Genomic DNA, 26,602 nt, shown 5'->3' with positions numbered 1-26,602 from the left:
CCGATACACAACTTCGAGGGAAATTGGCCGCCACCGGCCACCTGCTTTCAACTGGCCGACAGCTTCATCTACAGATCAATTGCGAGCGTTCATGCTTCGTTCGACCTTAGCGTGTCGCTGGGAACAGTTCTTGTTCTGACCCCAACTGAGCGGCGAGACGTGTTTAAGCAGGTCATTCGAGATAGCCCGATCCGCCATGCGAAGGTGCGTGGCTGCGCGGTCAAGATAGACGGTGTTCCAATGGACGATGGCGCTGACGACGAGATTGAGACCGGAAGCGCGGAATGCCTGGCTCTCGAATGACCGGTCACGGATTTCTCCGCGCTCGTGGAAGAACACCGCGCGCTTGAGCTTATGCGCTGCCTCACCCTTGTTGAGGCCGGCTTGGCACCGTCGGCGCAAGGCCGGGCTCGAATACCATTCGATCATGAACAGCGATCGCTCGATTCGGCCGAGTTCCCGCAGCGCCTTGGCCAACTGGCTTTCCTTCGGAGACGCCGAGAGCTTCTTCAGGATCATCGAGGGGACGACGGCGCGCGTGGTGATCGACGCTGCCAGATGTAGCAAGGTCATCCCAATGGTCAAGGATCAACGCGGTGTTGATCGGTGCACCGATGTGGTTCGTCAGCGCCGGGTAGCCGTCGCCTTTCTCGAATGTGTGGAACTTGCGATCTTTGAGGTTGCGTAGCCGCGGCGCGAAGCGTTTGCCGATAAGTTCGAACAGCCCGAAGACGTGATCGCTCGCGCCGCCAGTGTCAGTAAAATGCTCCTGGATATCCAGGATCGTATCCTGGTCAAACAGGCCATCGAGCACGTAGGCCGCTTCGCTTTCAGTGGGGCTGATGGGCAAGATACTGAAATAGCCGTACTGATCCGACAGGTGGCTGTAGAATTTCGATCCCGGTTCGCTGCCATAGTGCAGATTGACGTCACCGCGTTTTGCCGCTCGGTCGCTCGCACGGAAGAACTGTCCGTCGGACGACGCGGTCGTTCCGTTGCCCCACAGATGGGAATGTGGGTGACCGGTATGTGCGTCGGTGATGCAGGCCTGAGCGGCGCGATAGGTTTCTGATCGGGCATGGAAGGTGCGCATCCAGCCAATCTGATGGGCGCTGATGCCCTTGGAGGCGCCGGCCATCCGTTCGGACCGAGATTGGTTGCATCGGCCAGGATGCCGGCCAGCATGGCAGAGACATTCCGTGGGGCGTCGCCTGTGCGGACATGTGTGAAGTGATTGGCAAAGCCCGTCCAATCATGCACTTCCCTCAGGAGATCAGGAACTTCGACCAGCGGATACATCTCGCTGATCTCTGCGTTCAGTTCTTCGGCTGCCGCAGGAACGTCGCCGACGGTCGGCATCACGATCAGCGTTCCCGCTTCGAGACGAACACCCTCGAGCTTACCAGCGCGAGCGCGATAGGCCAGGCGCTTCAGATTGAAGTCCAGCACCTGCTTTACTTCGCTCAGCCAGGCGGCGACGTCACTGCCCACACCAAGGCCAAGCCGATCATCTTCCTTCATCGTGGTGAACGTAGATCGCGGCATGAGGTGCTCGTCGATCGGACGGAACGAGCGGCTGCCCTCTACCCATATATCCGCCGAGCGAAGGCGCTCGCGCAATGCGGCGAGCGTGGCTATCTCATAGAGGCGGCGATCAGGCTTCTGCTGCCCAAAGATCAGTTTCCGATCGGTTGGACTGAGATGGCTGGCCGGAACACGCTCGGGCAGTGCACCCCGTCCCTCCGAATGAAGCCTTCGGAGCATCGCAATGGCTGTGAGCAAGGAGTCGTGGCGGCGCGCTGAACGGAACGCAAAGGTCGCCAGGAACGCCAACGCATATTTGATGACGCCACTATGCTGCTCGGCCGCCAAGACCAGCGGGGATGCCTCATTTTCCTCGACCATTGCTGCAAGCTCCGGCTTCATCCGAAGCAGCCGGTGCCAACCGACCTTCTGGTCGACCACCTCAAGTGCGTCCTGACCCCTATCGTTGGCCGATTGCAGCGCCGATATCGTATCGAGGAAAAGACGCAGGGCCTTGGAGGTATCTGTCCGATGGTCCATGTGCCGCCGTTTCTTGCGGCTGTGCGCCTGGGAGGACAGCCGTCCGATCAGCTTGATGAACATCGTCACGGCGTCATCGGTTAGCTTCTCGCCGAGCTTGATCACCTGCGCGACGATCAGGGCGTGACGACGGCTCGCGTTGAAGTCGTTGGCCAGCCACGCCGGCGTGGAATTGCCCTCACGGACCATCTGGTCCCACCGCCCGGGAGCCACGCGCGCCCGTAAACCGGGATCGATTCCAAGCGTGCGCAGGAATGCAATCCGCTCGGTCAGTCCTATCAGATTTGAAGCCGCAAGCGCTTCCGGCGCCGACCGCAACCAATGGAAGCGGGTCTGACTGATCGCCGCATCAACCTCGAGCAGCTTGTCAAGCGCCTGCAGCTTCTCAGGGGTCCAGACCTTCGATAAGCGCTTCCTCCGCGCGGCGGCGAGCTATGGCACGAGCCGCAAGACCCATTCGCTCGATGATCTCTGCCGCGGGCAACAGTGCTCCGCGTTCTCGCAGCGTGGCAACGATGGCATTCACAATCGAAGCGCCGCTGTCGGACATCGCGGCCGCCTCCACTGCCGTCAACAGCGCGGCGCGACGATCCTGAGCTGTCGCGCTTCTGACGCCGAGGCAGATCATCAGGCGCGCAATGTGATCGCGACGCGTTTCTTCCCGGCGGGCATAGGTTGTGAACACAGTGGGATCGGCGCCGATCTGGTCGGCGACATATTTCAGCATCGCGCCGGGCGGAATTTCGCCTGCCGCAAGCACCCGACCTGGATGTCGCATCACGAAAAGCTGAACAGCGAAGCCGAGCTTATTGTGCTCGCGCCTGCGCAGGTCAATCTCGAGGCGATCAGCCGCAGATAGTGAATAGTGTCGGATCAGGCTGTCCTCATCATCCGGAATATCGAAAAGCTCCCGTCGATCCTGAGCTTTGAGAATCTTGCGCCTGGCCACTGCTGAACTCCGCACACAATACCAACTGCCGCTGAATGTTGCCGAGCAGACTGGATGTGGAAACAGCAGCTCTTCTGCTGCGACGGTTATCCACTGGGATCAGACGTCGCGCCCCGGCATCGTGAGACACAAGCAAGCTCAGTTCATGCTTCGTTCGCCCTTGGCGTACGATTTTGAGCAGCTCTTGTTCTGACCCCATGAACGCCCCCCGCTCGGGCTGCCCAATCAATCTGACTCTCGAGGCGCTGGGGGATCGCTGGAGCCTGATCGTCATCTGTGACCTTATGTTTGGCAACCGCCGTCACTCCGCGAGTTGCTGACCCGGTCGGAGGAGCGAATAGTCTCGAACATTCTCGCTAACCGGCTGACGCGCCTGGAGAAAGCCGGATTGGTCTTGTCGCGACGATCCCAGCCACAAGCAGAAGGTCATTTACAGCCTGACCGAAGCATCCATCGCTCTGGTGCCCTTGCTGGCCCACATGGGCGGCTGGGCCTGCGTCATACACCCGCATCGAAAGAGCTCTCCGTACGCGCGAAAATCCTTGATGACAGAGGCCCGAAGCTGTGGTCCGAGTTCATGGAGGAACTGCGGCACCTCCACCTGGAGGCGTCGGCGCCCAGGGTATCGGTCTTCTCCAGGCTGCAGTCGGCCTACCAAGCCGCCATTGCTAAGCCACTGGTCTCAGCGAAACGACAGGCACTTGTGTCGCTTAGCTGCCCGACGGAAAAGTCGCAAACGGCGTCGCTCTGACTAGCGAGGGACACCCCGGCCTCCCGACACACCCACCGCGACGTGAACGGACGGCGGTTTCTGAGACCGGGCGACAGACTCGCTAGACGGCTAAGATGGGGCGCGATCCGGACACTGGCTAACGGCAGCTTCTGGCCCTTGATTGATGGGCTTGGTCGAAGATGCACGTGCGACTGGGCCAGGACAGTAAGATTTTGCCCGCCGGACGCTGCTTTTGGGCGAGTTTCCTCAAGCTGCCGGCTGCATGGCCGCCCTCAGCAGCATGCCAAATAGGTCGCGTGGTTCATCCGGATCGGCGAGTAAGTCGAGTTCCTCATATAGGCCCGTCGCTTGTAATTGGTCGCGCACATATCGTAGCGCCGAAAAATCCTCGATAGCGAAGCCGACGGAATCGAACAGCGTGATCTGCTTGGCGTCTCGGCGACCTTGGGCCTTGGCGGCGATCACTTGCCAGAGCTTGGGATCCAGCTGTTGGATCTCGCCTTCGATGCGTGTCTGTGGCGGGAACTCGACGAAAATGTCGGAGCGCAGCAGGATGTCCTTGTGCAGCTCGGTCTTGCCGGGCAGTCGCCGCCAACGGCATTGATGTGGACACCGGAGCCGACCATGTTGTCGGCGAGAATGGTGGCGCACTGCTTGTCGGCGGTAGTCGTGATGATCCCGGCACCCTCAACCGCTTCCTGCCCGGTCCCGCAGATGGTGATATCGATTCCCATGCCAGCCAGGTTCTTCGCGCATTTCAGCGAGGCTGACCGGTCGATGTCGTGGAGCCTTAGCCGATCTACGCCGGTCAGCGCCTTGAAGGCGATCGCCTGGAATTCCGACTGGGCGCCATTGCCGATGATGGCCATCGTGCGAGCGCCGCTCGGCGCCAGATACTTGGCAGCGACAGCGGACGTGGCGGCGGTGCGCAGCGCAGTCAGGATGGTCATTTCGGTGAGCAGCATCGGGTAACCGCTCCCAACATCGGCGAGCACGCCGAACGCCGTTACCGTCTGCAAACCTTGGCGCATGTTCTTAGGATGGCCGTTGACGTATTTGAAGCCATAGAGGCGCCATCGCTTGTCGGCATCAGTTCGATGACGCCGTCATGGCTATGCGAGGCGATGCGAGGCGTCTTGTCGAAAAGTACCCAGCGACGGAAGTCTTCCTCGATGTAGCTGGCGAGTTCAGTCAGGAAGCGCTCGACACCGATGGCAATCACCAGCTTCATCATACGGTCGACGCTGACGAAAGCGTCACCATCCGCTACGAGGATGCGCGAAAGGGGGGCGAGGCGCATCGGAACTACTCTTTCGAGGGATCGCAAGGACGAGAATAACCGGGCGGGGGGAGCGGGTCAGGGGTAGACCGGCCTCAGACGATTGTCTACCGGCCTGCCGACCGCCGGACAGCTGTTAGCCATCACCCATCGATCGCGTGACGCCGAGCGCCGGATTTGCAAGAGATGGTTGCCGTGCTACGGCGACGCTCCAGGTCGAAAGGAAAGAAGATGGGACAAGAGTATGCCCGTGAGAAATTCGTGATCGCCATGTCCAACCTGGTGTCGCCCGGCGTCAGCCGGCGCGGGCGTTTCGCGCCTCCAGCGCGGCATTCATCCCTGTGAATCAAGCTTGTTTATATGGCGAAATTTCGACAAAAAGTCGCTCCGACTCGGATCGGGAGAAGGGATCGGATATGGTCTTTCGGTTGAAGAGCGACTTGGCAAGAAACTTGAGGAAGAAGTGCAATTCTTCAAATTTGGCAGAAGGATAAGAAAGGTGTGGGCGCACTCATGCCCACGTCGATCCATGCGGCGCGCCGCATGGCTAGTGTGGTCAATCCGCATTCTGGATTGCCGGTTTTGGAGCTTGGTGCCGGGACTGGTGTCATCACCAGGGCTATCCTGGAAAGAGGCATAGTTGACAGAAATCAAACTATCCACCACAGGCAAAATGTCTCAGCTTTTCAAGCGGATGCTAGGGGCAGTCCCTCGACTTTGTTGCGCGCAGTGTACCGCATCTATCCTGAACAGTGTACTTCAAATTTTGCACCGCCACATCCGCAGCCGGCAGCCAGCCGGTGGGCAGTGGGAGAGCAGCCGGACCAAGCGCAGCTTCGATTTGTAGGACCGCTTCGAATGGCTTACCCAAGAGATGCCCCATTACTACTAAGCCCCGGTTGTGAGTGAGGGCCATACCCTTTAGCTTCTTTGCGAATCACGGCCGGTCGTTGATAAAATGGAACGCCGTAAGTCGCATTGGTGGGGGATTGTGGGGATGGCGAATGAGCGGAAAACGGAGAATTTCGTTCGGGACCAGCTCAGGATGCGCGGATTCTACAATGATCCGAGCATCGTTGTGGAGGAGCAACGCAGCGCAAACCCGCAGATCGGTAAACTCCTTAAGGCGGCGTCAAAGCAGGGCAGCGGGATCGGGCAGCCTGAATTCATAATACGGTCCGAAAAATATCCTGACTTGATTGTCGTCATCGAGTGCAAAGCCAGTCCGCTCTTTCATCGGAGCGCTACGCTCGACAAGTACGCCAGCCACGCGTGTGATGGGGCTCTGCTATACGCAGCTAACCTATCCAAAAGCTTCGATGTTATCGCGATTGGTGTGAGCGGCGAGACTCCGGCGGAGATCAAGATTAGTCACTTCCTTCACCTCAAAGGTCAACACCGCGCTATCGAATTCTTGGGCCAAACCCTGCTGAGCATGGCGGATTACTATACCGCCTATGTTCAATCTCCGGCAAAATTTAACGAAGATTACGCGTCTCTGCTTAAATATAGTCAAGAGTTAAACAAGACTCTGCACGGGTACAAGGTCAAGGAATCTCAGCGTAGTTTGCTCCTTAGTGGCATTCTAATATCACTTAAGAACGGAGCGTTTACTGCCGGTTTCAGTAAGCACAAGACCGCAACACAACTTGCTAACGCTCTTGTTCAGACCGTCGTAGACGAAATGAGCGAGTCAGACGTGCCAAAGGAGCGGATCGAGAACCTACGGCATGCCTTCTCTTTTATCAAAACACACACACTGCTGTCGAAAGACAAAACAAAGTTTATAGACCTAATACGTGAAATAGACGAACACGTGAATGGGTTTATGAAAACTCACGCCTACTTTGATACAATCGGGCAGTTTTATATAGAGTTCCTTCGTTATGCAAACAACGACAAGGGGTTAGGAATTGTCCTAACTCCCCCGCACATAACCCAGCTCTTTGTGGAGCTGGCGGAGATAAATAAAAATAGTATTATTTGGGACAATTGTTGCGGCACCGGGGGGTTCCTCATAAGTGCCATGAAGAAGATGATATCCGACGCTGAGGGCGACTCCTCGAAGGTGGCAAATATTAAGGGACATCAGCTTTACGGCGTTGAGTACCAAGACGATATCTATGCACTGGCAGTGTCTAACATGATCTTGCATGGCGACGGGAAGAGCAACGTTGCCTTGGGCTCCTGCTTCGAGCAAGGACCTCTCTCGGGCGCTTCGCTACCAACAGTGGGTTTTCTAAATCCTCCTTACAAGGCCGATTCGGGCGACGTGGAGGAAATCGACTTCATCCTGAATAATCTCTCCTCCCTTATGCCCAAGGGCCGGTGTGTCGCGATCATCCCCATCAGCTGCGTCTTGGCTTCCGACGGTCCCGGGTTGGCGCTCAAGGAGCGGCTAATGAAGCAGCACACCATAGAGGCTGTCATGTCGATGCCTGAGGACCTTTTCCACAACTCAAAAGTCGGCGTGATTACGTGTACTCTGGTAATTACCGCGCACGTTCCCCATCCAAAGAAGAAAAAGACGTGGCTTGGTTACTGGCGTGACGACGGCTTCGTTAAGCTGAAGGCAAGGGGACGGATAGACGCCAACGGCGTCTGGCCAGGCATAATGGAGGGCTGGCTGAAGGCCTTTCAGAACCGAGAGGTTGATGGGGTAACTTCCGTCATGGCTGAGTTGAAAGCCGAAGACGAATGGTGCGCCGAGGCCTACCTGGAAACCGACTACAGCACGGTGGACGAGACGGTCTACGAGCAGGCACTCAGGCAGTACTTAGCCTTCCAAATCGCTGAGGGCAGCGCGTGAAGATGGTCCCCATCAGCGAAATATTTGAGGTCAAATACGGGACGAAACTCGATTTCCGAAACATGACCGAGGCCGAAGAAGGAATAAACTTCGTTACCCGTTCCCGCCGGAACTTGGGTGTGGGAGCCAAGGTGGAACCAGTTAGCGGCATCTCACCGCATCCGGCTGGAGCCATCACCGTATCTTTGGGCGGCACCTATCTGTTGAGCGCATTCGTGCAGCCTGAGCCGTTCTATACGGCGCAGAATATCAAGGTGCTTTCCCCTATGCAGGCGATGAGTTTCCGCGAGAAAGTTTATTACTGTACCTGCATCACCGCCAACCGCTTCCGCTACTCGACGCACGGGCGCGAAGCCAACCGCAGCTTCGACCGCATCCTTGTGCCCGCCAGAGAAGAGGTCCCAAGCTGGATAACAATGGCCAGCCCGAAGCTGCCTGTCCCGAAGTTCCGGAATCTCACCAATTCGGAACAGGGCGACGGCGGGATTGTTCCCTTATCGAGCCTCTTTGAGTTGGTGAACGGCCAGAACACCGTCGCTGAGGCAAGGTCGGAAGTTCGCCTCGATGAGAACTACGTGCCTTTGGTTCGGCCCTCCAAGACCCAGGAAAGTTCATTTGTTGAGTATGTGGATAAGCGGGAAGTGCCAAACGAAAAGGTGTTTCCGGCGGGGACACTTTATGTATCGACCAACGGACAAGGCAGCCATACATACGCTTACGTATCGACATTCGAGTTCGTCCCCAACATTGACGTGGTTGTCCTAAAGGACTTAAGTGGCTGTATGTCGCTCGGCGATAAGCTATATTATGCAGCTTGTATTTCCGCCAACAGATGGAGGTTCTCATATGGGCGGAAACCAAAAGGCGAGCGACTTGCTGACCTGCTGATCCCGTCGAGCGTCCCCAATTTTGGGCGGGATGCGGCGGTGTTCGATCATGTGCTGGCGGACATTGCCGTAACCACCAAATCGTTGTCCTGACATAATGAGCGGCAGCAATGCGCCGTAGCGGCGCGGTTCGGAGGAAAAAGAGACCGGTTTCAAACTGGCGGAAAAATCCGAGGGGTCGAACTCGACAGTTGATGAACGGCGCGCCCCCCCCGTGCCCTTCGTTCTCACGCGCGAGCGCCCGTGCTAATTCCCGCGATAGCTTCAGCCGACGGGGAGCGCAGCCCACCCGCCGTTCGCAGGCGTTGTTCGTCGCGTCGACCATTCCTGGCCATTGGGCAAAGGTCAAAAGTTGATCGCGAGCTCGCCTGAACTTGTTTTGGATATCGCGGGCCAGATCGCACGACGTTGTGGTGGCGAAGATATCGTCCAGACTTCGCTCCAGGGCGCGACGCTTGCCGGCGATGGTCGAGGCGGCGAAGGTTTCGATACCGTCGGCTAGGGAGAAGGCCCTTTGCAGCCAACGCTTGAGCCGTGAGGGCAGCATGTCTTCACTTGCCTCGTCCGCATAGGCGACGTCGCGGGCAAGATGCGCCAAGCAGGTCTGATGCGCATTTGCGTGACCTTGTTGCGCGGCATAGCGATCGGAACACCAGACGTCGGGCCGATGGCCGTCCATCAGGGTCCGGACCACGATGGCGCCGCGCGTTGGCGCCGCTTGATGAACAACCGCTTCGGCGCAGCGAAACACCCAGTGGTAGGCGTTGCTTCCTTCGATCCGCACGCCGGTCTCATCGGAGGCGATGACCTTGGCCCGGCGCAACGCCGCGACGGCCTTGTCGCACTTGGCCGCGAACGCGCACGGCGCACGGCGCACGGCGCAACATGTTCATCAGTCCGCCCTGGCTAATGGTGATCCCCAGGCTACACCCCAGTTGGTGCTGATGTCCTGTTCCCATCTTCGAAGACTATATCGACTTCGAAAACGATAATCCCCATAGTTTTCCGAGCTTGGACTTATCTCTGAGTGGCAAGGGAGAAACTCGGTGACACTGGACGGCTTCCTGAGCTTTCTCGCCCTCTTTATTGCGTTTTACGCAATCGTGCCGCCGGTGACACGACAGCGCGCGCGGTCGCATCTTGCGGTGCAGCCCCTGTCCGAAATCGGACAGGGCCACGACTACGCAGCCGCTGCAATGCGCAGAATAACTTAGGGCGGGCCTTTTGGACAACCCGCCCCACATTTTAGCAAAATTAACGACCGCAGCAGGGGCAGCCGCTTCCAAGCGGTCCCATCGTAATCTGTTCAGACTTTTCGATACGCTCATTGAGGGTGCCGATTTCGACCCCAGGCTGGGTGATCCGTTTTACAAACTCTTTCTGATCAGCCAATGACAACTTCGTATATCCCCGAATAACCTTGCGCAGTTCATCGTTCATCATCTTCTCCTAGTTTCCGCCGCAAACGGCGCATTTCTTTTTTGGCCACCAAGGCAAACGTCGAGAGATGGGGATTTCGTTACACACTGCACATGATCGTCGATACTCGATCAGCCCGTTTCGCATGCCCAGGTTCTTTTCTTCGGACGTTATGTCCTTCTCGATGTCGTGGGAATCTATGATTTTTTGTTGATCGGTCCGCATCCTGAATTCGAGAGCGATATCGTTGATTCGGCCTTCGCCGATTGCACGCCAGGCCTGCTCCATTTCATATGAATCGCGCACGGCACGTGAGCTGTAGGCCAGATCGTCGTCCCACCGGCTGAAGACTGCCCAAAGAGCGAAAAGCAGTTGGATCACCGCCGCCACCGCGAGACCAACTTTAAGCGCCGTCAGGTAAGTTGCTGGCAGTCCGAACGCGTCTGAGCCCGCAATACCACCAAGGATGATAGGAATTGCAAACGCCCAGAAATCGCGCAGCTTCGTAAGAAGCTTAAGACGTCTAAGACGGCGCGAAAAAACGATATATGTGCCATGGCAGTTCAGTGCGGAATTCCACGCTTGTGTGCGCATCTCAGCTTCAGTGATCATATCGGCTCGATGACAAAATTGTTGATTCAGTGGTGGGAGTAAGCCTGTCGGCTGCCTCGCCTCCCCCAGAAATACGAGCAGTAACATGTGGGCCTGAAGCACGGTAGGTTGTGAATGGAAAAGTTATTCTTACTTTACGTGATACTCACAGACTCACAGACGATCGATCTCCATGACAAAGAAGCCTGACAGAACCGTTTACCAACGCCCTTCCCACAAAAAGTGGGTCGACAAACGAAATGACGCCGGTCGCGGCTTCGCTCATGATACGCAGAAGGATGCGATACAATCTGCCAAGGAAAAAATCACCAACCAGGGCGGTGGCGAACTGACGGTGAAGGGCCGTGACGGAAAAATCCGTAGCAAGGACTCTGTCGGCGGCGGCAACGATCCCAATCCTCCGAAAGACAAAAAACATTAGGGAATGTCCTTCGGACCAGGCTCCACTCCGCCGCTGTCATACCAAGGCTTAGCGGACGGGGGTTCCGCACACAGAGGCGTAAGGACCGATTCTTCGTGTGAGCGGCAAGGATCTTGCTTAGTAAAAATATGCCACTCAGCGATGCCACCACTTGAAATTACTTACCAAATACCCCGAAAATTTTTATCACTCTTCGGCAATCAAGCCGATGTTTGTAACGGAACCCTCTAAAGTGCATTCCTGATCGGAAACATGTCTTCGCCGTAGTGGTGAAGCCTCGTGTGATGCCGTCGGCATAACCACCGTACCCTTAGAGGCTCGTCATATTGATCATGATGGGCATCGACCGCTTCGAACCCGCAGACCTCACATGTTTGCTTCTCCAGCTCGCCTGCCTTCACTGCTCGCTGCACAGCAAGGTGAGCATCATATTTGCCTGGATTGGCACGACGCCAATTCGCCTGGCGGGTATCGGTTTTCAGCATCGCTGCTCCTTCCTTTTTCAACCTACCCGTAAGGGGACTACTGGCCATCGCGTGGTTTCGTTACTCTCCTCAGAGGGGCCTCAAGACGCCGTTTGATCGTGCGTCGGTTTTTTTCCTGCTTGGCCAGGACCTGGCTGATCGTACTCTGGGAGACACCGAATTCCTCGGCAAGGGCAGCGAGCGTCGCACCATCCCGCCTTTTGCGTTCAATCACCACATTCCGGCTGGCTTTCGATGCTGTCATTCTTACATCACCCTATGAAACGAATTGACGTGAGCTGGCATATCACGATGTAAATCGTTCTTTATTTGTTTTCCTATGGATGCCGCCTGATTCCACAGACACATTCTTCGGACCAGGCTCTATTCCGCCGCGGTTATGACCACGGCTCCACGGAACCCCGACGGTTTTCCGCACATTCGCGTGACGATCCTTTGTGCTGGATATCTCGCCGGAACAGTTGCGCCATCTGGCGCAGAATCCGTTTGCCATAGAGGGGGCCGAGGGCTTCGCCCTTCTCTCCCCCAAACATCCTTCCGCCCACCTTCCTCCACTGCGCTTGCGCTCCGTTCCGTGCAGGCCGTGACGAATCCGACCCCAGGGATGGTTTCTAGCCGGTTCGACAGATCGGAAGATCGACAGAATGAATACGGGCAGCGTCGTGGAAGCCTGCACCACGGCGACCATCACGTCCGAAGTCGAGATTGTTGCCACAGCCAGTCCAAACATGGGCTGGCGGATTGGCTTGGACGGAGCGGATTCCTGCAGGGTGGTCATGATCAGACCCTTTCGATCTCGCGGTCGCCCATCGCGTTCAACAAGACGCGCATGGGCATCTCGCTTCGGGCGGTGGCCGCCGACACGCTTGCGACGCAGTCAATCGGCATCCGCCTGCCTGTCATCTGGCGCATCGTCTGGAGCGTCGCGGGGGTCGTGGCCCTGGTTGCCGGCCTTGTCTGGGGATCGCGCCAGGGCGTGCAATATTCGCTCTCGCTGGTGACGCTCAAGGCGCTGCCGGTCCTGACCGTCGGCGGCTTCTCCTCCATCCCGGGCGCGATTGTCGGTGGACTCCTTGTCGGCGCAACCGAGGCGTTGGCCGACATCTACATCGGCCCGCTGGTCAATGGCAGCGTTTGTGGTTTGCCTACATCCTCGCTGTCGGCTTCCTGCTCATACGTCCGGAGGCAATGATGTCGAACTGGCTAACATAGATGCCGCCAACTTGTACCGCGACATCGGGATACCGAGATCGAGCATGTGGACATCCATGCCCATCAGCAGTTGGGCAAACCCCTCGATGACATAGATCAATCCCAGAGTGGCCATGAACAGGGTCAACGCATCGCGATTTCGCAACGGTCGCAGCACCAGCCACTCGATCAGTATCGCCATCACCATCATGACAAGGGATGTGACGATAAGGCCAAGGCGAATGGCATGCCTTTCTCGGTCAGGGTGACGAAGGTCAGCGCCGAAAACAGCAGCATCGCTCCTTGCGCGAAATTGAAGACTCCGGACGCCTTGTAGATAAGCACGACGCCGATCGCGACGAGTGAGTACATCACTCCAGCAAACAGGCCGCTGACCAATGTTTCAAGGAAATAGGACATGAGTTCCTCAGTGAACCGTGCCGAGATAGGCGGTTATCACGTCGGGGTTTTTCGCACCTCGTCGGGTGCCCCATCTGCGAGCTTGCGGCCGTAGTCGAGCCGCGCGAGGATACGATCAATCAATATTCAAAGACCTTATTGTCCCTGACCACGCTGTATTCCGGTTTTGTTATTTTTGTCGTCGAGAAGATAAAGGCGATGACCCTGCCGATGAAAATTATGTTCGTTGCGACGGTTGCGAGCATGCTGTCCGGTCTGGTAGTGACGATATGGGGCAGCCGTTTGACTGATTTGAAGGAGTGAACGACCCCGAAAAGGTGGTTGATCAATACGACGACACGGAAGACATGCCGGACCAGCAATTCTTTGACAAACGAATTGCTGACTTCGCCATAGCAACCAACCGCAACAGCCGAGTCAACGACAAGCGCGCCAAATCGCTACTCTTGGCATCCTACTGTTTTGCCGCGGGTATACTGTGTCACGCGATTTTTTTATGATCGCGCTCTTTTAAAGGAGGGTGGATATGGTGACGGAGAAGAAAACGAAGGGCTCCAAGGCGGCTAAGAAGCCGCAAAAGTCACCGAAGGCCGGGTCGGGTAGCAGCATCAAATCTGAGATGGCAAACCGCGGCAAAGTCACGGTAACCAAGAAATAGGATCGGCCGCTGCCGGGATCGTGCTCCGATCGATTGAGCATGGGCCTTGCGGCGAACGTGTCACTTCCAGCTGCAATTGAACAAGCAGCGTAGCCGCTTCGAGCGCCCCGCCGCCAAGCAGTCTGTCGACGCCTTGCACACTGCCTCAACATGCTGATCGAGACGGAAGGACTAAACTACACGCCGGCCGAATATTCGGCGTGGCTTGAGGAGCCGGATTCCGGCACATCGAGACGGTCTTGTTCCACGCACCCGCCGCGAACGGGGCTGTCATCGGCCGAGTGGAATAGGCGCATCGCAATTTCGAATTCTGAGGATACCGAACCTCCAAAAAATGGACGAGGTCGTGATTGTCGCGCTGCGCCGGGCTCCACTCTCGCTCTCATGCTTGCCCGCGATGGACTGAACATACTCGCCATCGACCACGATCTTCCCGAGCGACACGACGTTGGGGCACTTCGTACAGCCGGCCGGCGTGTTCTGGCTCCGGCAACTCTGACCTTGATATGCTGGTTCGGGTATGACCTGAGGCATCGACCTGTTCGGCCGGCGCATGTCGCCGATGCGGAAGACGCGACTTCCGAACCTGATGCAGATAGGCGGCGGGCGCTTACTAGGCGCGAATGCGCAGTGACTTCGGCCAGTAGGGAGTCTAGGCTGGAATGCCCTTCTGCAAGCACGAAGGTCGCGCCGCATGCCCCGATTTCTCGCCGTCTACACCATGAAACCCAAAGACCTCGCTCGCTTTCGCAACCTGCCCAAGCCGGAGCAGGACGCGATGGACGCCATCGGGTTAAAGCAGTGGACGGACTGGGAAGAGAGGAACGCCGCGTCGATCCCGATCGTGGCGGCATGGTCGGCAAGACAACGCGCGTGACCAAGGACGGCATCGCCGGCACCGTGACTCCCTTCTGCGGCTATATTGTCGTTGAGGCGGAGACCATCGAGGCCGCCGCCCGCCTTTTCGAGAACCATCCGCATTCCTCTGTCTTTCCAGGAGACGGCGTGGACATCATGCCGTTCCTCACCGAACCCGCCTCCTAGCCCTTCGCCTGTGTAGCATACGTCACGCCCCCCCCGTTTGGCTTCGACCTGAAGGATTACGGCGCCCTCTTCGCAGAGAAGATCGGGTTGTTCGTGGCGCGCGCAGCGAAGCCGAAGGAGCTTGTCTGGGTTCCGGGTGCTGGCATGTCGATATTACGACCGTGTGCCCCTCGACAAGCTTGGTGGCTTCTTCAACCAGTATCTCGCCGCGGAGATCGAATCGTTATCTGCGCCGCAAAGTGCGGCCGGTGAGCGGCTTGGCCCTGCGTTCGAGTTGGCCACGCCTCGCTGGGATCGAGCATGTAAATGGCTTGCGCAGCAACGGTGCGATCACACTGGAGCAACGGCATCAGGAAACCGCCATCCTTGTGCGCCCGGGCGCTTGAGGGTTCTGCCGGTGCGCTATTGCTCGTCGGTAGGGCTTCGGGGCTGGCGAGTCTGCCAAGGCGAGCAACGACAGGCGATGCCGGCAGACATTACGTTGCGGCACTTGATATTGCAGTGCAGCAAGCGTAGAGCACCGCGCGCTTATCGGAGTGTCGTCCATGGCCCTTACCAATGCTGGTAACGAGGCAGAACCTGTCGAACAATCGAGCCATTCTGAGGTCGAGCAGCACAGCACCAAGGTGCTGATGCTGGGCGCGCTCGGTGTCGTTTACGGCGATATCGGCACCAGCCCGATCTATGCATTCCGCGAGGCGTTGCATGCATCAGCCGGTGGCAACGTCGCCAACCGTGGCGACATCCTCGGCGTGCTGTCGCTGATCATCTGGTCGCTGACGATCACCGTGACGATCAAATACATCATGTTCGTGCTCCGCGCCGACAATCGAGGCGAGGGCGGGGTGCTGTCGCTTATGGCGCTGGCGCGCAACAGTTTCCCGACCCGCTCGTCGGTGATCCTCCGCATCGGCATCGTCGGCGCAGCGCTTTTTTTCGGCGACGCAGTCATTACGCCGGCAATCTCGGTACTGTCGGCGGTCGAAGGTATGAATGTCGTCACGCCGACATTCCAGCCCTATGTGGTGCCGCTGACACTGGCCATCCTGGCGATCGTGTTTGCGGTACAGCGGTTTGGCACCGGCGGCGTAGGATTGGTGTTCGGGCCCGTTACCGCGCTGTGGTTCCTGGCCATCGGCCTTTCCGGCCTCAACCACATCATGGACGACCCGGAAATCCTGCTGGCAATCAGCCCGCATTACATCGTGTCGTTCCTGGTCAACTCGCCCGAAGTCGCCTTCGTCACGGTTGGTGCGGTTTTTCTCGCCGTCACCGGCGCTGAGGCGCTCTATGCCGACCTCGGCCATTTCGGGCGCAAGCCGATCGTGCTTGCCTGGCTGGCAATCGTGTTTCCTTGCCTGTTGCTCAACTATGTCGGGCAAGGCGCCTTCGTGCTGGCGAATGGCGGTGTCGTCGGTCATCCCTTCTTCGAGATGAACGAAGGCTGGATGCTTATCCCGATGGTGGTGCTGGCGACGGCGGCGACCGTGATCGCCAGCCAGGCGGTGATCTCCGGCGCCTTCTCGCTGACCAGGCAAGCGGTGCAGCTCAACATGCTGCCGCGTTTCGTGATCCTGCATACGTCGGAAAAACAGTCGGGCCAAATCTACCTGCCGCGCGTCAACCTGCTGCTGGCGCTGGTGGTGATGCTGCTGGTGGTCGGCTTCGGTGAATCGAGCAGACTGGCCTCGGCCTACGGTATTTCGGTGACCGGCAACATGCTGGTGACGAACATACTGCTTTTAGTTGTGATGACGCGCATCTGGAAATGGCCGCTCGGCGTCGCGGTCGCCTTGATGGCGGTGTTCGCCTTCGTCGATACCGGCTTCTTTGCCGCCAATATAGTCAAGGTGTTTGAAGGGGGCTGGTCCTCGCTTGCCATTGCCGCAGTTATTGTGCTGACCATGTGGACTTGGATCCGCGGCACCCGCTATTTGTTCGATAAGACGCGCCGGAACGAGATCCCGCTCGATTTCCTTGCCGGCAACCTGCTGAAGAAGAAGCCGCATCTGGTGTCGGGCACCGCGGTGTTCCTGACCAGTGATCCACTGAGCGCGCCGACCGCGCTGATGCACAGCCTCAAGCACTACAAGGTGCTGCACGAGCAGAATGTCATCCTTTCGGTGTTGACGGCACCGCAGCCGGTCGTGCCCGACAGCGAGCGCGTCAAGATGGAGACGGTCAACGAGTTGTTCATGCGGGTGACGCTGACCTTCGGCTACATGGAGCAGCCTAACATTCCGCGCGCGCTGGCGATCTGCCGCAAGCAGGGCTGGAAGTTCGATATCATGACGACGTCCTTCTTCCTGTCGCGGCGCTCGCTGAAGGCTTCGCCCAATTCCGGCATGCCGATCTGGCAAGACAGATTGTTCATCGGCCTTGCGAAGACGGCGGCCGATGCGACGGAGTATTTCCAGATTCCGACCGGACGCGTCATCGAGATCGGGACGCAGGTGGCCGTTTAGGCATGCCGCGGTTGAGCAGAATCAATTGGCATTCCCGAGCCGGTGAATGCCTGACCGGGCGGAGGCCAACAATGCTTGCGCCCAACTTGGGTCCGGTTTTCCCGGCCCGAAGCTTCCGGCCCCAAAGCCGTCCCTTTACGCCTGCGATCATTCCCGTTCCCCATTGTCTTGCCGGCCCACCACTCCAGATGCGCTGAAACGACCTCGCAGGGCAGCAACTTATTCATTTGAACGTGATCGATGTGCCGTGGTCCGACCTTCAATCTTTCAGTTCACAGGCAAGCGTTCCCAAAATCGGCCTGCCGCCTATGCCGGCCCATTCATGACAGAAACCGCATTCGGCATTGCCGTCGCTGACCAGGCCCTGGGCTTTGTCAGTCCGTGGATGATCCTCGGCTTCAGCTCTCAGATCGCAGCCGGCGGCGCACTCAACGATCCAGCCTGGCAGGCTCGTCGGCTGCATCAGAACCAAGCCCTGTCCAGGAGACGTTCCTGAATTCCTCTTTCGAATAGGACCGCTTACAAGGAATGCATAAGAAGTCAAAAGCGTGGTCTGATGCTGGTTCCCGACAAAGCAACTGACTCGGATGTGTCGTTTAAGCTAGCGTATAGCGTAGTTGGAGGTAGCGCGAACCCGTTGCCTATTTCGTAGTTTGGCGTGGAGGTTGACACAAAAATTCTGCCGAGCTCGGTGGGCGCCGGAGAAATGACCATCATCGTCACGCGCCCTACAAAGACCAGCAAGCTGGCCGTCAACAGCTCCGACAACTCAGGCTTTACCGATTCCGTGGTGTTGACGCCGTTATCCGAGCCAATCAAGGACGGCGATAAGTTTCGGAGCAAATGTGAGATCAAAAAGACGCCTAACCCCGGTCCGGTGGTCGCAAATCAATCGTTCTCGTGGGTATGCCCTCGGCTCCATGCTGGAAAGTATCGTGCGACACTCAGTGGAGTGCCTGGAACCAATCCGGGACGGGCTGTTCGCCTTTCTTGGGCAGCCTCGCTTGCGTTGGATGGCGATGGCGTAGATGAATCTGTGAGTTTGGCCACGTCATCCGGTTCCGTCATCGACGCAGGAGCAGATGCTGGCATTAGCACATCGTTTGAAAGCAATAACAATCTTGTTGATCTAAAGGAGCCCGGTATGCTCCCGATATTTTCTGTTACGGTTCTTTCGACTGCCTGGCACGGTGACTTCTCACAGCCCTCCAACGACCCAATTGTTATTCCTGAAAACGTGTCGATATTGATGACCCGTCTATAAGGGAATCGCTGGCCATACAGGCATTACCTCGACGACGGAGATAGTCGTCCGTGAGGATCGCGCCGGGCGGTCGTGGCAATCAGCCCGAGTGGCTCGCCAGCACCTCGAAGGCCCGCTGCAGCCAGGCGAGAACATCAAGACGATCTGATTACCCTGGGCCTCCTAGTTGAGGCCCTACTTCATTTCGGTAGACGGCAAATCGGCAAAGCCCCCATGCCCGTCAGCCGGCGACCCGGCCAGCTTCGTTTTCCAGCCAATCCTCGATCCGCTGGCACAGCGAGCCCAGAAACACATGGAAAAACATGGGTTCCGATGAGCCGTCAGGGATAAACGACGGGTGTTCGTTCTCGTCCATCACCCACGTGCCGACGATTTCGCCATCCCTAGTGACCACCGATCCGTCCTTGCAGAGGTTGATTTTAAACCGAAGTGGCTCGGTAAGCGATACGCCGTGGTGGGCCACCAGCTCGGCGATCTGCTCCTTCGTCAGCTCGACCGGGATAAAATTGGTGACGCGCCGTGGCCGGGGCGACGCCCTGCGCGTCCTCTTTCTCGCCCAGGGTGGATTGGCGTTCGCGGCTGCAATCTCGGTTTGCCGTAAGAGGTTCTCCGGCTCGAAGGCACCACAGGGGCCAGCCTGATCGTGGAACACTGCGGCCGACCGGATAATGTCCGGCATCCTGCCTTCGCTCTTCGCGACACTTGGTATCGACGTGTTGAAGCGAGGAGCGAAGCGCCGGATTGCGGTGCTTTCCCGTTCGTCCATCTCGGAGACATCACAGGGCGCGAACGCGATCGACCAAGGGAGTGAGACATCGGGTACCCGGTGATAAAAGTTCCCAAGGCTTTGTATGGGGCGTTCCGCCAGCTCCCAAGTTTGGCCGACATATACGACCTCACCCCCGCACCCGATCAGGTAGATTCCAGTTCGCATCCTAGTGGTTGATAGCAACGCATCGAATTCGCGATGCCGTTCGCGCAGGAAGACCTGGCGCTTCCATAAGTGAAATAGCGGCCGAGCGTTACTCATCGATATCCTGCCCAAGGTTTACAGATTCTAAGCGCGGAAGGTTGGTTTCGATGTTAAATCGGCTCCATGCTATATCGTGCTCGTCAATTTCCACGGAGCACGTTGCCCACAGTGACGTCCGCGCTTGTCGCCGCCCGTTTCCACCGACAAATCACCTCAGATTTAAGGTTCTCAGTTGACCAAAAGTTGAGTATTCCGCGGCAAACGACAACCATCAACGTGAACGCTTTCGACATGAAAATAAACAAGTCTGCCCTCATCTCTGCACAAGATTTTGTACGTCTTTACCCTAGACCGGCTGGAGAAGAACCCAAGCGGCTAAAGCCGCTTATGGCGGTCGTGAGGGCCGTGGCCGCGAAAAGTGGAAACCGCTGCGCAATGCCTGTCTGCGACCAGCACATGATCGCAGATGACGGTGAGTTTCTTGGGGAGGTAGCCCACCGCGAAAGTGCCCGGGTCGACGTCGATCTATTCAGCAACGTACTTTAGCATTACGCGAGGCGGAATTTCGTCGGGCCCTAGCACTCTGCCTGGATACCGCATCAGTCAGAGTTGAACGGCAAAGCCAAGCTGATTGTGCTCTCGCCTTCGCAGTCCAACTTCAAGCCGATCGGCCGGCTAGAACGTATAGTGTCACATTAGGCTGTCCTCGTCAGCCGGCACATCGAAGAGCTTCGTCCTGAGCCTTGAGAAGCTTCCGTTTACCCATCGATCGACTCCGTGCACGCCAATAGGCTGGGAGCTTTGTCGAGTCGGGCGCACGAAGAAATCAAATCTGGCCCTGGGGTCGAATACAGGTTGTTAGGCCCGCGTAGTCCATGAGCGCCGCTTTGTTCGGAGGGAAAGCGATGGCGGTGGAATGGACGATCACGATCGAGGGCAGGAACGAGTTCGGTGACGTTTGCCGGAAGGCGGTCCGCATCGACAAGAGCTGGGAACGTCTGTTTGACGGCGACGTCGGCCTGTCGATCGAGGACAGCAAGACCATCATGGCGGCGCTGCAGAGCGCGGTCGTGAACCATGAGGCGGAGACGTATTCCCTCTTTCGTCGGGTCTGCCCGGATTGCCACAGGTTTCGGCCGGTCAAGGACTACACGACGCGACGGATCCGGACTGTCTTTGGCATCGTGGAGGTGCGCAATCCTCGTTGGATGCTGTGTCGGGATTGTTACCCAGGCATGGTCGATGCCTTTGCGCCGCTGCGGGAGATCTGCCCGGATCGAGCGACATCCGAGCTGATGGAACTGACGGCGCGGCTGGGGAGCATGATGCCGTACCGGCAGGCTGCGAGAGTGCTTGCCGAATTCCTGCCCGTTGAGCCGACCGAGACGCATGCCACCGTGCGCAAGCGAACCATCAGGATTGGCGAACGGCTCGACGATCAGGTTGCTGAGGAAGAATTGCACGCAAGGGCGCAAACGGACGAACGACGCCAGCTTGAAATGCAGCTTCCCGGCGATCGACGCAAAGAGTTCGTCATCAGCATCGATACTGCGCATGTTCGCAGCGCCGATTCCAATTCCGCGCGCAACTTCGAGCTCGTTGTGGCCCGATGCGGCCGCGGCGGGCGGGGCGAATGCGGCGGTCGCTATTTCGTGACCGGCAGCACCGACCAACGGGCAATCCGGGATCGCGCCCTTCATGCCCTTCGGGAAGTAGGCTACCGCGGCTTTGGCGATGTGACGGTGATTTCGGACGGCGCCGAAATCCTGAAGCGGCTACCCCGCGCAATGCCGAAGCCGACGGCCCACATCATCGACTGGTTCCACATCGCCATGAAGGTCCAGCCGATGCAGCAGATCGCCGATCATATGGCTCGATCCCGATCGGGTCTCTCTGAAGCGCTTCCCGCAATCGACCGTGACGTCAGAGCGGTGAAGTGGCGCCTGTGGCATGGGCGGGTCGATCGCGCGATCACCGATCTGGAGCAACTCTTGGAGAGGGTGAAGGCTTCGCAAGGAGACAGCGAGTTCTCCATCGCCCGACTTCAAAGCCTCGGCTTGCAGCTCCTGACCTATATCCGTTCGAACCGCGGCGCGATCGTCAACCATGGCAAGCGCTACCAAGCCGGCCTTCGCTTCGCAACGACTCTGGCTGAATCGGCGGTGAATTCACTTGTCGGCAAGCGCATGGTCAAGAAACAGCAGATGCGGTGGTCGCTCCACGGTGCTCACATGCTCATGCAGGTCAGGACGGCAGATCTCAACGGCGAGCTTCGCAATCGATTGCGAGCACCGTTCCGACAGCCAGAGCCGAACGTGCCACCACTATTCAAGCCCAAACCGCCTCTCCTGCGCGCCGCCTAACCCCAGAGAAGTTACCGGTCTCGTCTTTGATGAGGAACTCCGCCCCCTCGCTGCCGATCTGGCGGATACGATGCGCGCTGCGCCGGGCATCGGGATCACCGCCCCACATAACGGCATCTTGAAGCGACTGGTCGTGATCGAACTTTCGCCCACAGGAGGGCTCCGGACCTACGTTAATCCCGCAATCCTTTGGGCCTCCGATGGAATGATCAGGCACACGGAAAGCAGCGTCTCTATGCCGGGCGTCACCGAGGATCTCGAACGACATGCCCGCGTCCGTCGTAAGCTATCAGGATCTCGACGGCACCGAGAAGATCGAGGACGCCAACGGTCGGCTGGCGGTCTGCCACCAACAACATGAGATTGATCAACTCGATGGAATCTTTTGGATTCAAAAGCTCTCGCGCCGGAAGCGGGAACGACTGATCAAACGCTATGAGAAACTGGGGCGAGTTCCATAGCCGGCTGTGCGGTCACGGGCGCAATCAGGTCCGGCGCGTTGACCCTCGTCGCATCGAGGCATGCGCCGACTGTAGACTTCTGATGTTTGCGGGCTGCCTCCTGGAGGAGTACCGCAAATTGCCGTAGGGAAATCCGATCCGCCCGCAAAACCTGCCTGATGAGGGGATCGCGCAATATATTGGTCAAAGTCAGCTCGGAGTGATCCATGACTTTCTTCCTTCAGACAGAAGGTACACGGCCTGTATGATGAGCGTATGTCAAAAAACGCGGGGCCAGCCGGCTCGCAGCACCGGGTACGCCACTCCACATCGTAGGCTTTGGGTCGAAGCGCTCCGGAGCTGGGCCGCGGACCCTCAGTCGGTCAATTGAACAACCCAAGCATCGCGGTCACACGCTGGATTGTGAAATTCGAGTGACTGCGCAGCTTGGCCCGCGCGGGCCGCGGACGAAAATCCTCCCATAGTCGTCGTGGTAAAACTCGACAGCTCGACCCTGCCCCCGTTTGAAGCTTGTATATCTGGGTTGTTATACCCATCGCGAACGATGCCATTGGTGCCCCATCAGTTAAATGCGTTCCACGTAGGGGCGCGGATTAGTCAGTTTCATGACTCAAATGCTGCTCTGAAACTCACTTTCAAGGTCTTAGTCTTGCAAATTTCGTTATCGAACCACCTCTCCTCAATCCGCGATTGCAGCAGGCCGTTCGCCGGAGCATACCGGCCCCTCTATGCGAACAGCAGCCGATCTTTGATCTTCCGCGTGACCTCATAGTCTTCCGCCCACCATGGCTTCTCGCCCTTGGTCCGCGGCGGCTTGGCAAGTTGAAGTTTGGTCTTGGCCGTCGCCGCCTTCTTTTGCGCGATTCTGAAATGATAGTGATCGAAGATGCGGATCGCCTCTATCATATAGGACACAGCGACACGACGGTCTTTGAAGAGGAGCAGGTTTTCTCCATTCTTGCGATCAGCGGGGTCAGAGAAGTTGTATGAGCCGGTGTAGACACGCGCAGTGGGCTTATCGAAATCGATCACGATGAACTTATGATGCATCCGATTCCCCACGTTGCCGGCGGTAGGCTCTTTCTTGAAGGGCTCCGGCAGATTTTCCGCCAGTTCAGCCGGAAAAACAGGCGCGACCTTGCCGTCGGGCAATTGTACGTCGATGCCTCCAACTTCCTTGTCGGAAATGCCGTAGACGAAGATTTCCTTGTCCTTGACAACTCTCTTGATCGCTTCGGTTACCGACCCGGGCGTCTGGTGCAAGAAGGCAAGGGAGAAGAATAGAGATGACTTAGTCTCGCCTATGTCGGCGGCGACTTTGTCGAGTAGCGAATTGTCACTGGAGTGCGGAGAGAATGCTACCTTTGCATCAATCCCAGCCAAACCGAGGTCCGCCCATTCGGCGGATGCCAAACCGCCGAAAACCTCGGGATCATCGGATGCCCAATAGCCGTCGAAGGCAAGGAGATAGGGCTGGACCGCCGTGGCACCATCGACCACCAGCGCGTTGTTGGACTGGACGAAGAAGCCACGCCAGGTGAAATTTGTCGAGCCGCAGACGACCTTCTTAAGGTTGGGGCCATTGATGACGATCGTCTTGTTATGCTGCAGGCTGCCCATGTCTTGCCGCTTGACATTCTTGGCGCCAGCCGATTTCGCGAGTCGTTCTGCTGCTTGGTTTTCGCCCGATCCGGACTTTTTATGTTCGGCGCTGTCATCAATAATGATCTTGAGTTTGCTGCCAAGCTTTTCAAGCCGCGAGACCACGTCTGGCTCGCTCAGATCGTACGCCACGACCCTAACCTCAGCTCCTGCGGCAATCGCCTGATCGAGCGCCTCGAGAATCGCGTGACGCGCCTCAAATCCCATCCATGCCAAGGCAGCGGTCGCCTTCGGGTGGGTAGGAACAAAACTCAGCCCCTTCGCCGCTGATTTAGGAAGCAGAGTGGAGATTTTTCCAGCAGATTCATAGCGATCGACAAACGCTTGGGAGGACACGAAGCCCCGCGTGTAGCTTATGTTCAACTGCCCTGGATAGGTTTCTCGTCTCAACTCAATTGCCGCGTGTTGCTGCTCTCCATAGCTCAATTCATCCTGCTTGTTCATAAAGACAGGCGAGACGCGATAAACAAATTCGCCGTCGAGTTCGGCATCGCGTGGGAAGTGAACCCAGCGGAACTTCTGAATGGGTGACCTTAGGGTGGACATTCGGTTTGGGTCGACCTTTCCACCAAGTCCTGGAAACGCGATGCGATTTTTGAGCGCGTAGAACCGGTCACCCCCCGGTTCCTTATACTCAATAGCAAAGCCCACAAATTCCTTTGGGGGCTTGCCCTCTTTCCAGTTCATCGCGATTAGGGCCATCCCGTCGCCCCTGTGCAACTTGAGCGAAAAGAGTGCGGCACTGTTCTTGCCACCGACCTGGAATTCTCCTGCCATATTCCCCTCCCGAAATGACCGTGCCTTTTCCGTTTTAGGTGCGTGTCTATGGGCCCCCGCGGACCTGAAATGCCTCATTGAGAAGCGCAGCCAATCTTATCGCGCCCATGCCGAGCTGACGGTCCAGCATGCCGAGGCTCGACCTGCGGTATTTGCAATCAAAAAGAGCCGTATCCGCAACTTCCCCCGAAACCAAACTAGCCGTGAGATTGTTTCTGTTTTGTGACAGTCCTGAGGCGTCCCTGTGCCGCGCAGACTCTCGGCAGACCTGTCTAATACGACAATGTGCATCGATCGATGCCAAAACGCCAGCATAAACAAACGTCAAACTCTGACCGGTGAGCAATAGTCTTATAGACACAAATATCGCCGATCTTCATACTTCGTCTCTCGCCCCAACGCTGTTATTGTTGAATCCTTGAGTTCAGGGCCATATCGGTCACCTCCTTCACCGTTCGGCCGTGGAGATACGCAGGTTGGTGAGCGCAATGGCCGGAGACGTCTCGGTCGAAGGACGGATTTGCGCTTCGGCCGGTAAGTCGGCACAGATATCCATCCCGAGGTGCGAGTCCGAATGACGATACTCCCGCATCCCCTTGCCGCGTTCTAGGGCTCGGATAAGATCGGACTGAAATGCTCGAGGCCGCCTGGTGACTGACCGTTCTCCTTCAGAAGCCCTTACACATGCCGGCGGCGTAGTCTTCCGCTCCCGCGACGGCGCGGTCGAGTTCCTGCTGGTCACTGCGCGCCGTCAGCCGGGCGAATGGGTGCTGCCTAAGGGTCACATCGAGGAGGGCGAGCAGCCCGATCAGGCGGCGGTGCGCGAGGTCGAGGAAGAGGCCGGCGTGCGCACGCGCGTCGTACGGCCGCTGGGCGATATCGAGCTGGTCGTTTACGGCCAGCCCCAGCGCATTGCCTTCTTCCTGATGTTGGCGACCGGAGATGGAGAAGACCGCGAAGGGCGCCACTTTGGCTGGTTCGGGCTAGAGGAAGCGCTCAGTCGCATCACCTTTGCGGAATCGCGTGAGCTGATTGCCCGGGCGGGCGGTCTACTGGAGAAGGCGCGCTAGCATGAGCGTCACGGCGCCGCGCATTGGTGTGAGGTACCGCGGCGAAGGGTCCGCTGGAGAAGGGCTGAACGCATGAGCATCGGCGAGCTTTTTAGTCGAGCTGGTCCTGGCCGGCCTGATCACGCTGGCGGCGCTCTTCTTCCCGGCTTACAGCATGGGGCTGCTCGGTTTCGGGCTTTCGACCGATGTGCTTGCCGTCGCCATCGCGCTTGGCTTCGCGATCGGCGTCATCATCGACCGCTCGACCGACCCATCCTCGAACAGTGGCTCGGTCTGGTCAGGCTCAAATTCGCTGAGAAGGTGACGGCAGAGCGCAACGCGCTCGTCGGGAGCGGCTTGGTTCAAGACGTCTTCCCGGAGGACTGGCTTCGGATCCAGATCCTCGTCAACGGAAGCGAAGCGGCAGTGCGCGCCATGGAGGCGCTGCGCACGCGCATTCGCGTCGCCCGCAATAGGGGTCAGAACAAGAACTGTTCCCAGAGACACGCTAAGGTCGAACGAAGCATGAACTTCGCAATTGATCTGTAGATGAAGCTGTCAGCCGGTTGAAAGCAGGTGGCCGGTGGCGGCCAAATTCCCTCGAAGTTGTGTATCGA

Annotated in this window: 18 protein-coding genes and 9 pseudogenes; 16 read left to right on the top strand and 11 right to left on the bottom strand. The window is 57.8% G+C overall.

Annotation, left to right across the window (positions count from 1 at the left end):
• Nucleotides 1–141: 141 nt before the first annotated feature.
• A pseudogene (locus AC0L2U_RS33395) lies at nt 142–3,013 on the bottom strand (Tn3 family transposase); the annotation flags it as partial.
• A gap of 197 nt (nt 3,014–3,210) precedes the next feature.
• Between AC0L2U_RS33395 and AC0L2U_RS33390 the strand changes: the two are divergent.
• A pseudogene (locus tag AC0L2U_RS33390) lies at nt 3,211–3,764 on the top strand (winged helix-turn-helix transcriptional regulator).
• 228 nt (nt 3,765–3,992) lie between these two features.
• Here the strand turns inward: AC0L2U_RS33390 and AC0L2U_RS33385 are convergent.
• Nucleotides 3,993–5,046: pseudogene (locus AC0L2U_RS33385) on the bottom strand (ornithine cyclodeaminase).
• 388 nt (nt 5,047–5,434) lie between these two features.
• Between AC0L2U_RS33385 and AC0L2U_RS33380 the strand changes: the two are divergent.
• From AC0L2U_RS33380 to AC0L2U_RS33370, 3 genes and pseudogenes are all read left to right on the top strand, one after another.
• Nucleotides 5,435–5,664 (top strand): annotated as a pseudogene (locus AC0L2U_RS33380) (phospholipid N-methyltransferase PmtA); the annotation flags it as partial.
• A 358-nt stretch (nt 5,665–6,022) separates the two neighbouring features.
• Nucleotides 6,023–7,834 (top strand): HsdM family class I SAM-dependent methyltransferase, encoded by a 1,812-nt coding sequence (locus tag AC0L2U_RS33375; protein WP_473603524.1) that lies wholly within the window; start codon nt 6,023–6,025, stop codon nt 7,832–7,834.
• Nucleotides 7,831–8,814: a restriction endonuclease subunit S gene (locus AC0L2U_RS33370; RefSeq protein WP_473603525.1), complete on the top strand. Its 984-nt coding sequence runs from the start codon at nt 7,831–7,833 to the stop codon at nt 8,812–8,814. Before AC0L2U_RS33375 ends, AC0L2U_RS33370 begins: the two co-directional genes overlap by 4 nt.
• Before the next feature lie 199 nt (nt 8,815–9,013).
• Here the strand turns inward: AC0L2U_RS33370 and AC0L2U_RS33365 are convergent.
• The 3 genes and pseudogenes from AC0L2U_RS33365 to AC0L2U_RS33355 all read right to left on the bottom strand — a co-directional run.
• Nucleotides 9,014–9,665, bottom strand: a pseudogene (locus tag AC0L2U_RS33365) (IS66 family transposase); the annotation flags it as partial.
• Between the two features lie 310 nt (nt 9,666–9,975).
• On the bottom strand, nt 9,976–10,161 hold the full coding sequence (locus tag AC0L2U_RS33360; RefSeq protein ID WP_473603523.1) for a hypothetical protein: 186 nt from the start codon (nt 10,159–10,161) through the stop codon (nt 9,976–9,978).
• Nucleotides 10,162–10,170: 9 nt separating this feature from the next.
• Nucleotides 10,171–10,752 (bottom strand): mobilome CxxCx(11)CxxC protein, encoded by a 582-nt coding sequence (locus AC0L2U_RS33355; protein WP_473603522.1) that lies wholly within the window; start codon nt 10,750–10,752, stop codon nt 10,171–10,173.
• Nucleotides 10,753–10,924: 172 nt separating this feature from the next.
• Between AC0L2U_RS33355 and AC0L2U_RS33350 the strand changes: the two genes are divergently transcribed.
• Nucleotides 10,925–11,173, top strand: coding sequence for a DUF2188 domain-containing protein (locus AC0L2U_RS33350; RefSeq protein ID WP_473603521.1), 249 nt, complete (start codon nt 10,925–10,927; stop codon nt 11,171–11,173).
• 227 nt (nt 11,174–11,400) lie between these two features.
• Here AC0L2U_RS33350 and AC0L2U_RS33345 read toward each other — a convergent pair whose 3' ends face one another.
• Complete coding sequence (locus AC0L2U_RS33345; RefSeq protein WP_473603520.1) at nt 11,401–11,658, bottom strand: hypothetical protein; 258 nt, start codon at nt 11,656–11,658, stop codon at nt 11,401–11,403.
• 379 nt (nt 11,659–12,037) lie between these two features.
• Here AC0L2U_RS33345 and AC0L2U_RS33340 point away from each other — a divergent pair, with 379 nt between their 5' ends.
• The gene (locus AC0L2U_RS33340) at nt 12,038–12,850 is read left to right on the top strand and encodes a branched-chain amino acid ABC transporter permease (protein ID WP_473603519.1); all 813 of its coding nucleotides are present in this window, start codon (nt 12,038–12,040) and stop codon (nt 12,848–12,850) included.
• Here AC0L2U_RS33340 and AC0L2U_RS33335 read toward each other — a convergent pair.
• Nucleotides 12,840–13,269, bottom strand: a pseudogene (locus tag AC0L2U_RS33335) (ABC transporter permease subunit); the annotation flags it as partial. The gene AC0L2U_RS33340 and the pseudogene AC0L2U_RS33335 overlap by 11 nt on opposite strands.
• A gap of 138 nt (nt 13,270–13,407) precedes the next feature.
• On the opposite strand from AC0L2U_RS33335, the gene AC0L2U_RS33330 reads away from it, so the two are divergent.
• The 5 genes and pseudogenes from AC0L2U_RS33330 to AC0L2U_RS33310 all read left to right on the top strand — a co-directional run bounded on the left by AC0L2U_RS33330 (nt 13,408) and on the right by AC0L2U_RS33310 (nt 17,436).
• A complete protein-coding gene (locus AC0L2U_RS33330; RefSeq protein ID WP_473603518.1) occupies nt 13,408–13,572 on the top strand; it encodes a hypothetical protein in 165 nt (54 codons plus the stop codon).
• On the top strand, nt 13,569–13,769 hold the full coding sequence (locus AC0L2U_RS33325; protein WP_473603517.1) for a hypothetical protein: 201 nt from the start codon (nt 13,569–13,571) through the stop codon (nt 13,767–13,769). Before AC0L2U_RS33330 ends, AC0L2U_RS33325 begins: the two co-directional genes overlap by 4 nt.
• Before the next feature lie 26 nt (nt 13,770–13,795).
• Nucleotides 13,796–13,927, top strand: a complete 132-nt coding sequence (locus AC0L2U_RS33320; RefSeq protein ID WP_473603516.1) for a hypothetical protein — start codon at nt 13,796–13,798, stop codon at nt 13,925–13,927.
• Between the two features lie 694 nt (nt 13,928–14,621).
• Nucleotides 14,622–14,971, top strand: a pseudogene (locus AC0L2U_RS33315) (YciI family protein).
• Nucleotides 14,972–15,516: 545 nt separating this feature from the next.
• Complete coding sequence (locus AC0L2U_RS33310; RefSeq protein WP_473603515.1) at nt 15,517–17,436, top strand: potassium transporter Kup; 1,920 nt, start codon at nt 15,517–15,519, stop codon at nt 17,434–17,436.
• 259 nt (nt 17,437–17,695) lie between these two features.
• Here the strand turns inward: AC0L2U_RS33310 and AC0L2U_RS33305 are convergent, their stop codons facing one another.
• Entirely contained in the window at nt 17,696–17,908 is a 213-nt protein-coding gene (locus tag AC0L2U_RS33305) for a hypothetical protein (RefSeq protein WP_473603514.1), read from the bottom strand.
• Nucleotides 17,909–18,142: 234 nt separating this feature from the next.
• On the opposite strand from AC0L2U_RS33305, the gene AC0L2U_RS33300 reads away from it, so the two are divergent.
• Nucleotides 18,143–18,700, top strand: a complete 558-nt coding sequence (locus AC0L2U_RS33300; RefSeq protein WP_473603513.1) for a hypothetical protein — start codon at nt 18,143–18,145, stop codon at nt 18,698–18,700.
• Between the two features lie 220 nt (nt 18,701–18,920).
• Here the strand turns inward: AC0L2U_RS33300 and AC0L2U_RS33295 are convergent, their stop codons facing one another.
• Together AC0L2U_RS33295 and AC0L2U_RS33290 are read right to left on the bottom strand one after the other, a co-directional pair.
• A complete protein-coding gene (locus AC0L2U_RS33295) occupies nt 18,921–19,466 on the bottom strand; it encodes a hypothetical protein (RefSeq protein WP_473603512.1) in 546 nt (181 codons plus the stop codon).
• Nucleotides 19,467–20,201: 735 nt separating this feature from the next.
• Nucleotides 20,202–20,439: pseudogene (locus tag AC0L2U_RS33290) on the bottom strand (DUF4158 domain-containing protein); the annotation flags it as partial.
• Between the two features lie 139 nt (nt 20,440–20,578).
• On the opposite strand from AC0L2U_RS33290, the gene AC0L2U_RS33285 reads away from it, so the two are divergent.
• Together AC0L2U_RS33285 and AC0L2U_RS33280 are read left to right on the top strand one after the other, a co-directional pair.
• A complete protein-coding gene (locus AC0L2U_RS33285) occupies nt 20,579–22,036 on the top strand; it encodes an ISKra4 family transposase (protein WP_473603511.1) in 1,458 nt (485 codons plus the stop codon).
• A gap of 70 nt (nt 22,037–22,106) precedes the next feature.
• Nucleotides 22,107–22,497: pseudogene (locus tag AC0L2U_RS33280) on the top strand (peptide deformylase).
• Between the two features lie 726 nt (nt 22,498–23,223).
• Here the strand turns inward: AC0L2U_RS33280 and AC0L2U_RS33275 are convergent.
• Entirely contained in the window at nt 23,224–24,936 is a 1,713-nt protein-coding gene (locus AC0L2U_RS33275; RefSeq protein WP_473603510.1) for a phospholipase D-like domain-containing protein, read from the bottom strand.
• Between the two features lie 650 nt (nt 24,937–25,586).
• Between AC0L2U_RS33275 and AC0L2U_RS33270 the strand changes: the two genes are divergently transcribed.
• Nucleotides 25,587–26,006, top strand: a complete 420-nt coding sequence (locus tag AC0L2U_RS33270; protein ID WP_473603509.1) for an NUDIX hydrolase — start codon at nt 25,587–25,589, stop codon at nt 26,004–26,006.
• A gap of 154 nt (nt 26,007–26,160) precedes the next feature.
• Nucleotides 26,161–26,310 carry a hypothetical protein gene (locus tag AC0L2U_RS33265; RefSeq protein ID WP_473603508.1) on the top strand — a complete coding sequence of 50 codons (150 nt, stop codon included), beginning with the start codon at nt 26,161–26,163 and terminating at the stop codon, nt 26,308–26,310.
• The last annotated feature ends 292 nt before the right edge of the window (nt 26,311–26,602 follow it).

This window comes from Mesorhizobium sp. WSM4808, assembly GCF_055811675.1.
This window is presented reverse-complemented; position numbering and strand designations above follow the sequence as displayed.